General features: G+C 52.1%; 10 protein-coding genes and 1 pseudogene. 9 read left to right on the top strand and 2 right to left on the bottom strand.

Going from position 1 to position 11,607, the window contains the following annotated elements:
• Positions 1–286 precede the first annotated feature (286 nt).
• Positions 287–1,078, top strand: coding sequence for a metallophosphoesterase (locus GGR95_RS17895; protein WP_184568243.1), 792 nt, complete (start codon positions 287–289; stop codon positions 1,076–1,078).
• Between the two features lie 76 nt (positions 1,079–1,154).
• On the top strand, positions 1,155–1,532 hold the full coding sequence (locus GGR95_RS17890) for a hypothetical protein (RefSeq protein WP_184568242.1): 378 nt from the start codon (positions 1,155–1,157) through the stop codon (positions 1,530–1,532).
• A gap of 412 nt (positions 1,533–1,944) precedes the next feature.
• Here the strand turns inward: GGR95_RS17890 and GGR95_RS17885 are convergent, their stop codons facing one another.
• Positions 1,945–3,057, bottom strand: coding sequence for a zinc-binding dehydrogenase (locus tag GGR95_RS17885; RefSeq protein ID WP_184568241.1), 1,113 nt, complete (start codon positions 3,055–3,057; stop codon positions 1,945–1,947).
• A gap of 199 nt (positions 3,058–3,256) precedes the next feature.
• Here GGR95_RS17885 and GGR95_RS17880 point away from each other — a divergent pair, with 199 nt between their 5' ends.
• The 7 genes and pseudogenes from GGR95_RS17880 to GGR95_RS18860 all read left to right on the top strand — a co-directional run bounded on the left by GGR95_RS17880 (position 3,257) and on the right by GGR95_RS18860 (position 9,158).
• Entirely contained in the window at positions 3,257–4,633 is a 1,377-nt protein-coding gene (locus GGR95_RS17880; RefSeq protein ID WP_184568240.1) for an NAD-dependent succinate-semialdehyde dehydrogenase, read from the top strand.
• Positions 4,630–5,244, top strand: coding sequence for a glutathione S-transferase family protein (locus tag GGR95_RS17875; protein ID WP_184568239.1), 615 nt, complete (start codon positions 4,630–4,632; stop codon positions 5,242–5,244). Before GGR95_RS17880 ends, GGR95_RS17875 begins: the two co-directional genes overlap by 4 nt.
• Positions 5,245–5,261: 17 nt before the next feature.
• A complete protein-coding gene (locus GGR95_RS17870; protein WP_184568238.1) occupies positions 5,262–5,861 on the top strand; it encodes an SDR family oxidoreductase in 600 nt (199 codons plus the stop codon).
• Positions 5,862–6,432: 571 nt separating this feature from the next.
• Positions 6,433–6,748, top strand: a pseudogene (locus tag GGR95_RS18990) (DDE-type integrase/transposase/recombinase); the annotation flags it as partial.
• Positions 6,749–6,871: 123 nt separating this feature from the next.
• The gene (locus GGR95_RS17865; RefSeq protein ID WP_425506428.1) at positions 6,872–7,549 is read left to right on the top strand and encodes a metal-binding protein ZinT; all 678 of its coding nucleotides are present in this window, start codon (positions 6,872–6,874) and stop codon (positions 7,547–7,549) included.
• Between the two features lie 80 nt (positions 7,550–7,629).
• On the top strand, positions 7,630–8,862 hold the full coding sequence (locus GGR95_RS17860) for a GTP-binding protein (RefSeq protein WP_184568237.1): 1,233 nt from the start codon (positions 7,630–7,632) through the stop codon (positions 8,860–8,862).
• On the top strand, positions 8,835–9,158 hold the full coding sequence (locus GGR95_RS18860) for a DUF6525 family protein (RefSeq protein WP_343042395.1): 324 nt from the start codon (positions 8,835–8,837) through the stop codon (positions 9,156–9,158). The genes GGR95_RS17860 and GGR95_RS18860 overlap by 28 nt, the downstream gene beginning before the upstream one ends.
• Before the next feature lie 586 nt (positions 9,159–9,744).
• Here GGR95_RS18860 and GGR95_RS17855 read toward each other — a convergent pair.
• Positions 9,745–11,196 carry a Hint domain-containing protein gene (locus GGR95_RS17855; protein ID WP_184568236.1) on the bottom strand — a complete coding sequence of 484 codons (1,452 nt, stop codon included), beginning with the start codon at positions 11,194–11,196 and terminating at the stop codon, positions 9,745–9,747.
• Between the last annotated feature and the right edge of the window lie 411 nt (positions 11,197–11,607).

The following is an 11,607-nucleotide window of genomic DNA, read 5'->3' as shown; positions in this document are numbered from 1 at the left end:
ATTATGGCTCTCATACACACACCACGCTGAACGCATCCTCAAATGGATGCGCAACGATGTTGTATATCCACAGTCTGGACGCTTCCTTTGACATACCTTCCAAATATTATCCGCCGCAGCATCCTGCTGCCTCACCTCATACGCTGATCTTTCAACCTTGGGAGACAGCACAGGTGTGCGGCTGGGCCTTATAAGCCCGGAGCGCCAGATAAGCGTAGACGGGCGGGATCGTTACCCGCGTCTCCTACCAACTTTCAATACCCACCCCACCTATCGGACAAGTCACATGAAGCTCTTAACCCTCGCGGATCTACATCTTGACCTCTACCTCGGGCAGCAGATGAACCCTTTCGAGAAAGTTCCCGCCGAGCAGTTGGAAGGCATCACCCACTGCGTGATCGCAGGAGACCTGAGCAATAAGGCCCATAAGCGGTGGAGCCACTGCCTGCCATGGCTTGCCGATCGGCTTCCTAACGCCCAGATCTTCGTGATGCCCGGCAATCATGACTATTACGATGGCAGCATCGACCGAGAGGAAAAATTACGGGAGGTTGCCGCTGCCAATAACGCCAGTTTCGTTCAGAAATCCGAGCTGATTTATGGTGCCAACCGCTTCCTTTGCTGCACGTTGTGGACTGATTTCGACATCTATGGCGATAGGGCCGAAGGCTTCAGACGTGCTGCCAGTCACATGAACGATTATCACTACATTCGGTTTGCCGCTGGCGGTTACAGAAAGCTCACCCCTGCTCAGACCGCGCAAATCCACAGCGATCATCGTAAGTGGCTGGACGAACGTTTGTCGGAACCGTTTGAGGGTGAGACGACCGTCATCACCCATCACGCCCCACATATAAATGCGCTCAAAGACGCCCCCAGTATGGGGCCTTGTTATGCTTCTGATCTGGAAAGTTTGATTTTGAAACATCAGCCTGACCGCTGGCTGTACGGCCATACGCACCACCGGGTCTCGTTCAGCATCGGCAAGACTATCGTGAAAAACGTGTCCATCGGTTATCCAGGTCAGCTCCCACCGATCGACAGCTTGAAACAGTTTACCTGTGAATTTGAGGAATAACCAAAAAGATGACCGAACCAACGGGCCAAGCCCAAGCTATTGAGCAAAAACCATATATCTACCATCGGAGTAAGCCATGATCATCCCTGACGAAACATTTCTGAAGCTTCCAGCCAGAGAAAAGGAGTCGCAAATGCTCTTTCTGGCGGGAGAAATCTGCTTGGGCCTGTTCAAACCAACCTCAGCAATGGAGGAGAGTTCCTTACGTCTGGCAGGATACATGGCCGACCATGCTTTCGGTCGTTCCAGGGATAACCATTTATACGACGAAAACGTCAGCTCCGTCCGTCGAGCTTGTCATCTTCTCCTAGAAGGACTGCCGGTGCCCCTCATCGAGTCCTACGACCCACTACAAGTCAGGTGGGGAACTCCGTGCCTTATGGATTACGGAAAGATGAGATCAGAGCTGGACGTGCATATCCTCGATTTAAAACGAGATCATAATATCAACTGAAATCGAGTAATAACGAGACCTCCCCAAAGGACTCATCTTGATTGCATAAATATCGATTACAGCTTGTTGTGGGAGTTTTGCGGCATAGGTGGATGAAATGATGACAGAAAAAACGCCTTAGTTCTAAGGGTCGGTTTTGTATGCATAACAGTTCTCGGGCCTACCGAAATGCTGCTTTAACCCGCCAATATTGGTTTTCGGGAAGCTCCGCCGCAGCATCCAATCAATCAATCGTTGAAGGTTCGCAATGGGCCGCACATTCAACCGACCAAGCGGGGAACTGGGGGATACGCAGCGATCGATTTCGGCGTATGAAAAGTTCCCTGCGAGAATGACGCAGTCAACACTCATGAAGGCTGGCCTTTAAAAAGAGCAGCGCCACCCTTCAAGAGCAGCGCCGCTCCGTTATGGCTTAGGCCCAGGGCGTTACGAGGTATTTTTCGCCCGTCTTCATGGCGCGGTAATCCATCACTGCTTCTTTCTTCAGCATGTCTTCCAATGAGACGCGCGATTTGTAGTTGCTGGCGAAGGTGGTGGTAAGATTGTCGCGCACACGCTGCCGCATACGGCCCATAGTTTCCTGCCCGACGGACTGTAGGAAGGGGAACAGAAGCCAACCCGACAGCGTCCAGCCGAACCCGTAGGACGGCGTCAGGACAGTTGGGCTTGTGTCAAGGCGACCGTAGATGAACATGCGCTTCTGCTGGTTCGAACCATAGCGCGAAAATTCGGTCATCTGCTCAACCGCGACCCGCTCCATCGCCCTGAACGACATATCGACCTGCTTGCCACCGCCAACGGGGTCAAAGCCATAGAAGGCACCCGTGTCACGAATGGCCCCGCTCAGTTGATCCATAAAGTCGTCGTCGGAAGAATTGACCACATGCGTCGCCCCGATACCTTTCAGCAGGTCAACCTGTTCACTCTTGCGCACGATGTTTACCAGTCCGAGTCCGTCCTCTTTACAGATGCGTGTCAGCATCTGCCCGAGGTTTGACGCACCTACCGTATGCAAAATAGCGTCCTGCCCATCGGCCTTGGCATTTTCGACAAAGCCAAGCGCAGTCATCGGGTTGACGAAGGCGCTGGCCCCCTCTTCGGCGGAGTGATCGCCAAGAGGCAGACACATGGAGGCATCGGCCAAGCAATACTGACTATAGGCGTTGCCTGGTACGCAAGACACGCGCTGCCCAATAAGAGCCTGCGCAGCTGCGCTGTCACCAGCCTCAACCACGGTGCCGGCCCCTTCGTTGCCGGCGGGCAGCTTCATCCCGTGGCGCGCTTTTGAAGCCGCATTTGCCCCCTCGGGCATCTTGGCGACAAACTTGCCAGGCGTGTATTCTGCGTTTTCAAGGTCCGCCCCGCCAACCAGAATGGCAAGGTCGGATGGGTTGATCGGTGCAGCTTCCATTTTCACCAGAACTTGGTTGCTGGTGGGGGCGTCAAAGGTCACATCCTCAACCGCGACGGTCAGCGTGCCGTCAGCTTCGAGCGTGGTGAACAATTGTTTACCAGTGGTAGTCATAGTCAGGTCTCCTTCTTACGTCATGACGTTGGGGTACCAGGTAAGCCAACGTGATCTGATGTCACCCCCGAACGTACGGTCAAAGCAAAGCTGCGCAATAACGTTTCTGTGACTTACCGGCTCAGAGGTGTGTCGGTCAGGAACCAAGCCCCGACCTTTGTGTTGTCTCTCCAACGCTTGAAAGCTGAAAGGAGACATCATGTCAACGATCACAACAATGAACCCCGCCACTGGTGCGGTGATTGAAACCTATCCACTGATGACAAAGGACGAGGCCGTACAAAAGCTTGAAGCTGCGCACGAGGCCTTTCTGGACTGGCGAACAAAGACGCATAAAGAACGCGCGACCCACCTGATAAGGATCGCGGAGGTTTTGCGCGAGCACTCCGATGAATTGGCAGAGCTGATGACCCGTGAGACCGGCAAACTGATCAAGGATGGCAAGACCGAAGTCGAAATCTGTGCAGCAATTTTTGAATATACCGCGCAGCATGGACCCGATGTTCTGGCTGACGAAGAACGCACACATGGCCAGAATGAAGCGCGCGGCATTGTCAGCTATCAACCTATCGGCGTGATATACTCGATCCAACCGTGGAACTTTCCGCTGTACCAGCCTGTGCGTGTACTGGCGGCGAACCTTATGGCGGGCAACGGCTGTGTCCTGAAGCACGCCAGCATCTGCACAGGATCGGGCCTGCGCCTGCGCGAGCTGTGTATTGAGGCCGGCCTCCCCGAAGACTTGTTTCAGGTGATCTTGATTGACCATGATACCAGTGATGCCCTGATCGAACATTCTTTGGTGCGCGGCGTTACCATGACTGGCAGTGACGCGGCAGGGCGCCATATCGGCAGCGTGGCGGCCAAGGCTTTGAAAAAAACAGTGCTGGAGCTTGGATCGAACGACGCCTATCTGGTCTTGGAAGACGCGGATATCGAAACCGCCGTCAAATATTCGGTCATGGGGCGCCTGTACAACAATGGTGAAACCTGCGTTTCCGCCAAGCGATTTGTGGTGACCGAAAAGGTTTACGACACATTCGTAGCGGCCTTCACCGAGCAGATGCAGGCGGTCACTCTGGGCGATCCAACAGATAAGGAAACGCAACTTGGGCCGCTCTCCAGCGAGGAACAATTCAACACTGTGAAGCAGCAAGTGGAGCAAAGCATTACCAAAGGGGCCAAGGTTCTCTGTGGTGGTAGCGTGCCCGATCGCACGGGCGCCTATTATCCCGCCACTGTACTGGCTGATGTGACGCCCGGAATGCCCGCCTATGACGACGAGATTTTTGGTCCGGTGGCCGCGGTGATCCGCGCCAAAGACAACGAGGACGCCATGCGCATTGCCAATGACAGCCGATATGGGCTTGGTGGCGGGATCTTTTGCAAAGATGAGGAACACGCGCTGAAACTTGCCCGCGACCATTTTGATACTGGCATGGTACGCATCAACTCGTTTGGGGCGGCCGATCCCAATATGCCGTTCGGCGGTGTTAAAAACTCGGGCTATGGCCGCGAACACGGAGGCTTTGGTATGAAAGAATTCACAAACGCAAAAGCGATCTTTTTGCCATGATCACACTCCACGCTCTCAAATATTCCCGTGCGACCCGGGTATTATGGCTGCTGGCTGATCTTGGCCAACCTTGCAACCGGATCGACTATGACCGCACTGCAAGCTTCCACGCACCGGATGGACTGAAGCGGATTCACCCTTTGGGGAAATCCCCCGTCATCGAGGACGCAGGCGAAATGGTCGCCGAATCCGCGACTATTTTGCGTTACCTCGCGGCAAAATACGGTGATAATAGCCACACCCCGTTACAGGGCACACCCGCTTATTGGAAACACGAAGCGTTGCTGGATTATGTGGAGGCCTCCTTCGCCGAGGTAGCCTTGCAGGCGATCTTGCCTGCATTTGATGGCGAACCGGTGCCGGATCAAGCGCGTGCAGCGCTGAGCCTCCATCTCGACTATATTACCGAATTCACCGGTGACGGCCCGCTACTTTTTGGCGATCAAGCGATGCTGGCAGACATTCAGATGTCCTACATCGTAGCGCTTCTGGCGCGCCTTGATCTCCTGAGTGAGCACCCTTCCATCGCGGCGTATTGGGAAGCACTCCAAGAACAGCCCGGCTACATCACTGCTACTCAGGCCTCAGGCCCCATGGCGCCGCCTGTCTGACATAAAAAGGAAATGAAATGACCAAGAGTATTCTTATCGCCGGTGCCACCGGCAAAACCGGACGTCTTCTGACCCAAGAGATCGTGGACCAAGGCCACAAAGTTACCGCTCTGGTACGCGAAAGCTCTGACACCAGCCAACTGCCCGATGCAACAACCCTGCGACATGCCGACCTGACTGATCTGCAACCGGGCGTTTGCAACGGAGCGGATATAGTTGTTTTTGCGGCAGGATCTGGTGGATCTACTGGTTCCGAAATGACCGATAAGGTCGACCGCGACGGTGCAATGCGGTTGGTTGATCTTGCCAAAGAGGCTGGAGTTGAGCGGTTTGTCATGCTCAGCTCGGTCGGGGCCGACCAGAGTAATCCGTCCGGCGATCTAGCACACTATCTGAAAGCAAAGCACGATACGGACGAGCACTTGAAGGGCTCAGGTTTAAACTATGCGATCCTGCGGCCCGTTGCGCTTACAGATATGACAAGTGGCGATGTAATTTTGGGAAGCGAGGTCGACAAAACCGCCAGGGCCAGCCGCTCGGACGTGGCGCGGGTTCTGGCCAGAGCTGCGACTACCGGAAAATACGATGGCAAGGCGCTCGATATGCAGTCCGTTTGATGGCCGTTCCGGGCCGGCGCGTCATGCATCGGCCCTTGCTTTCTCAAAAACGGGTTGTCCTTTGCTACACCGTCAATACATCTCCAGATGTACCGTACCGATTTTCTCTGCCCCCCACGATGCGTGCCGATCACATTTAAGTCGGGTCGAACCGCAGCATCACCGGCATGCGAGGAACGGACAGTTTGAGCCGCAAGCCATCAAGTGATTTCAGAAGCAAAAGCCAGAGGGCGGAGTCCATTGCTCCGCCCTTTCCTTGTCCATGGCTTCAGGTCCGGCATATCTTCACAAAAGCCCATCAAGCCATCCAAAAGCGTAAATTAATATGCCAGCCGTGGGTAGCTTTTAAAACCCCGTTTTCTGTGGGATCTTTGCTTCGAGGCAAAATAATACGCCTGCAAATCATTGATTTGACGCTTTATTTTTAGATCAATGGAAACAACTTAACCCCGACCTTCAGTTTGAAGGGCTTTGGCTGGAACCATAAGAGGGGCTAGAGCATCTATTGCGGGTTAAAGCTGAACTTGCACCCCTCTCGGGACATTTATGCGCAATACCCTGTCGGGTGATACTCAAGCCCAAGAAGCGGCTCAAGCGCGACCGCCCAGATTCTTAATTGGTGCCAGACAGCCCGAATCAGGCGTTGTAAATTGACTTTATGGCTGCCATCTGTGAAATGGTAAATCCTTAAAAACGCTAAACGTTTCGGATGACTTCAATCGCGAAATTTTGGCCATCGAAGTTGATTTTTCGCGCCGTCTCCACGGGTTGTGCAGACCCTGGACCAGATCATCCAGTGGCGAGGAAAACCAGCGATGATACGTGTGGACAACGGCCCAGAATATCACAGTGAAACGTTGGCAGCATGGGCTTTCAAGCACCAAATGGCTGCGTAGTTCTAGTTGCAAACGCCTCCACAAATTGGCCAGATTACCCTATTGGTTGCCGCCTTGCCAAAGGCTCAAAGTGAATCTAGATATGCATATGTTATGTCATAACATTACGAATCATTGAGTAACCGGAGATATCTTTTGCTACACTTCATCATCAAACCTGCAGCCGTCATCGCAATCGGCGCATGGGTCACATTGGCAACGCAGGCTCCCGCCCAAACGTCAAATTCTGCGACAACGGACACCCATAAGCACGAACATCACAACCATAAGCCGTCGCTGGTAGATGAAGCAGATGTGCAGGCCCGAGACCTGTCAGATTGGGAAAACAATTGGCAGTCGATTTACCCGTTCTTACAAGACGGTACTTTGGACGCCGTGCTTGCGCATAAGGCAGAAGACGGAGACAAGACCGTCGAAGAATATCGTGCATACTACAACACGGGCTATACCACAGAGGTGGAGCGCATTCTGATTGACGGATCCAGCGTGACTTTTTTTCAGGATGGCAAACCCACTCAGGGGCAGTACGAAAACGACGGGTACGAAATTCTGACTTATGAATCCGGCAATCAAGGCGTGCGTTACGTCTTTGAAAAGTCGGGTGGTGACGAAGCCGCGCCGCAGTTCATCCAGTTCAGCGATCATATCATGGTGCCGACCAAGTCGGACCACTACCACCTTTACTGGGGCGATGACCGTGCAAAATTGCTGACAGAAGTCACCAATTGGCCGACATATTTTCCGGCTGATCTGAGCGGTGCTGAGATCGCACAAAGCATGATTGCGCATTAACCCACACATCAACGCAGCACGCTTGCCGCTTTCGGTAGGCGTGCCAAAGCTGAAAATCCCAAACCAAAGGCCAAGCCAGAATGAACATCCAATCGGTGACCACAGATACACGCCTTCCTGTTACTGTCCTTTCGGGCTTTTTGGGGGCTGGCAAAACGACGCTTCTGAATGAAGTCCTACAAAACCGAGACGGGCGCCGTGTTGCCGTAATTGTAAATGATATGTCGGAGGTCAACATCGACGCTGACATCATTCGCGACGGTGGCGCGAACCTGAGCCATACAGAAGAAACGCTGGTGGAAATGACAAACGGGTGCATCTGCTGCACGCTTCGTGACGATCTATTGCAAGAAGTTAGCCGCCTCGCAGCAGAGGGGCGTTTTGATTACCTCCTCATTGAATCCACAGGTATTTCTGAACCACTGCCCGTAGCCGCGACATTCGATTTTCGCGATGAAGATGGGGTGAGCCTGTCTGATGTGGCGCGATTGGACACGATGGTCACTGTTGTTGATACGGTCAATCTGCTGAAGGACTACGCCAGTCACGATTTTCTTCGCGACCGTGGTGAGGTGATGGGGGAAGGTGATGATCGCACGCTGGTTGATCTGTTGGTCGAACAGATTGAGTTTGCGGATGTGGTGATCCTCAACAAAGCCAATGACGCTGGACCTGCCAACCTTGAGGCGGCGCGTCTGATCGTTGTTGCGCTGAACCCAGATGCGCAAATTATTGAGGCTGATTATGGCAAGGTCCCACATGACCGCATTTTTGATACGGGCCTATTTGACTTTGACACCGCACATGAGAACCCTCTTTGGGCAAAAGAGCTGTACGGCTTCGCGGATCACATTCCTGAAACCGAAGAGTTCGGGATTTCTTCGTTTGTGTACCGCGCACGCCGCCCCTTTGACCCGCAAAAAATACACGACGTCCTGAACGGTTCGTTGCCGGGCGTCATCCGGGCCAAGGGTCATTTTTGGATCGCGACGCGCCCCGATTGGCTGGCAGAATTTTCGCTTGCAGGTGCATTAAGCAGCATTAAGCCAATGGGCACTTGGTGGGCAACCGTTCCCGAAGATCGCCGCCCTTCGACCCCGCAAGCGGTCGAATATTTGACACATCATTGGCAAGAGCCTTTTGGTGATCGCCGTCAAGAATTGGTGTTTATCGGTGCGGGGATGGACAAAGCGGCCATCACGAGCGTGCTGGATGCGGCCCTTGTTGAAAATGCGCAGGCATTTACACCCGATATTTGGGCCAACCTGCCAGACCCTTTTCCGGCATGGCGTCGCGCACCTGCAACAGAGTGATGGGCCCGTTAATGCAAAAAGATGCTTTAACCCGCCGTAAAAGCAATGCTCGAACAAGTTTACCCCGCTCAAGACGAGCAGTAAACCCAATGGCGATGTATGATCGGTTGCCAACGGATTTGCGCGTATGGCTCAGGCAAGCCGTGCTCCCGTGGTCGCCGCGCTCTGCACTTCGGGTATGGCGGTCCGCACTGGAAAAGCACGGAAACGATCCGATTGCGGCCCAAGCTTACCTTGGTCAATTGGAACAAAAGATGCTCAAACAAGACTCTAGAAAAACTTGGGGCTTTGAATAGAAAGGGCCGTCAAAGCAGGCTTGGAGCCTATTGGGAAAGTCGCCAATTTGGACTGATTGGGCTGCAAGCTCCGATTTTTGCCCTTTCCGGTGAATTCCTCCGATGCACAGGTCGAAAAGGTTCAGGCGGCGAGGAGGCATCAGCCTGGGTGGTTGTCCGATGCGCTCTTGCGGCGCTGTCCTCCAGTTGATTGACCGTTGATTTTAAAGGCACCGCTGGTCGCTTTGCGCGCCGTCGGTGCCAATGAAGTAATCATCTGGATATGCCGAGGTGATATTTGTGGACGCAGTTTGCGCACGATTGAAAGGATGAGTGATTGTGCTGAAATTACTGCCGGGCGACCTATGCAGCACTGAATGCAAAGAGCCGTCCTTTTGCTGACGCCATTCGTCAGCCAATCTGACCCCCTCAACTTGAGGAGTTTGAATCATACAGGCCAGATAGTCTCAAGTATATCAATGGGTCCTGAGCCTAGCCCAATCCATGGATCCGACCTCTATCAAAACTTGCGACAGAACCTGAGGTCTAGGCCCCTCGGCTTTCGATGCCAGAAACGCCGATAACTGACGATGCCTCCTTCGCATCTTCAAGTCGTAACAACTAAGGCTTCGTAGTTTTTGAGATGGCGACGAGTGGAAGGGAATGAATCAATTCCGGTTGGTGTTGCAAGGCTGGGAAATAGTTCAAAAATTTCTCTACGCGATGCTTTGCTAAAACCGAGCATTGACAGCTCACCTGGTTGGAAGCTTTCGGTCCATATACCGTCCGATAAGACTAATTCATGCTGCTCAAACAAGAGGTGGATATAAATTGTATCCAATGATTCAATTACATCAATCCCATCGATATTCGTCAAGTGTTTAGCCGCAACTAAAACTTCAGTTTCATCAAGGTAAAGAGTCGCATTCGGATTTCTTACAAGTACGCGATGCTGTGGAGATACAATCAAATCACGTTCTGGTAGTTGTTGGCCAAGAGCTCCTCGACGGATGACGATAGGTCGTAAGTGCTTTTTTGCAGCAAGCTCGTCTTTAGAGATGTTGCGCCGGCCTATCCAAAGAATTTTTTGAAACCCATGGTCACGGGTCACTACGCGGTCACCAGCCACAAGATCCTCAACCTTTCGTTCACCTTGTGAAGTGGCGATCAGTGTACCCGGGGTGAAGCAAGGAACCACATCTTTTCTCATGGCAAGGGGCGCCTCTGAGATGAAATCAAGGACCGCAAAATCTGGTATTTTGACAGTTCCGTTGTCGGGATCATTCAGGTTGTCCACGTGATAGTGCCTTGATGTCCACGCCAAGTAGTTATCGGGTATTACTGGGGTGATATCCGGATCGGTTTCGCCAGAATAACCGCGAGTATAGGCATAGTAAGCTTCAAGAGTTTCTTGAGCCTCTTCAGGGGATTGGTTCTCAGGTAAGCTGGATGTAGCGTATTCTAAATATGAGTGGACCTCGTGCTCTGAACCATAATATTGTTGCGCATCGTAAACAAATTGCGACGCAACCACATGGTCAGAATGGTTTGTTTCAACATATTCAGAGCTATGATCCTGAATCAAGATTTCATCTGGCATGTGCTGGTTCATTAAGCCGACCAAAATTCCCGAGAGCTGATCTGCAGTTAATGTGTTCTCACCATCCACGCTTGTAACTGTTTCAATTTCACTTTCCCAAAGTTGCTCCAAGCTCTGTTCACCAGTGATGTCGTAACCAGTGCCGCGGGGGTTTCCATCCGGCAGTCGGAGGAAGTACAATCGAACCTCAGGCTGACTCTCTAGATAAGATGTTTGTATTTCAACGCGGTTTTCAGAATTCCCGAAGGTGGCAACCGCATCTACCCAATCATTTGCACCAGCCATTTCTCCATATGCTGCTTTTGCCCCAGCTTCGCGCGCGATCCAGTGAGCAGAATCCCGTCCAGCATCTCCTGCAGTCAAATAGACAGTGGTGTGCCCTCCGCCCGAAGATATGCTTTCTTGGATATCTGGGTTTTGAAAGAGCAGATCATCATCAATATGCGCGACAAACGACATTGTCGATCCGGATGCATTTGTGAGCGGCATGAATGCGACCTCGAAATTTTGAAAATTATTAAGATCTAATAAACATACTCAAAAAAGGTCGAATCCATAAGTGAATTATTGCTTTAAATTGGATCGAATTAAAGCCTCTACCACATATTACCAAATAATATCAATAACTTACTTGGCAGTAACGTATTTTTCTGCTGACGAAATGTGGCAATTATAGACATCAAACGGGAAACAAACACAGGTATTTTCCTAAATTTGTCAATGCTACAGTTGTAAACATTGGAATCTCATTGGTGTTTGATTCCACGATTTAATGGTAAGCGGTGCGCCCACCCCACCTTCCTTGTGAGCCCCTGATCTGAGATTCAGCCCTGACAGATGGATTATAAGGGAGTTTCTCCATGGAGCGCT

The organism is Sulfitobacter undariae (assembly GCF_014196805.1).
Classification (GTDB): domain Bacteria; phylum Pseudomonadota; class Alphaproteobacteria; order Rhodobacterales; family Rhodobacteraceae; genus Sulfitobacter; species Sulfitobacter undariae.
The sequence above is the reverse complement of the archived record's forward strand: the minus strand, read 5'-3'. Positions and strand labels throughout refer to the sequence as shown.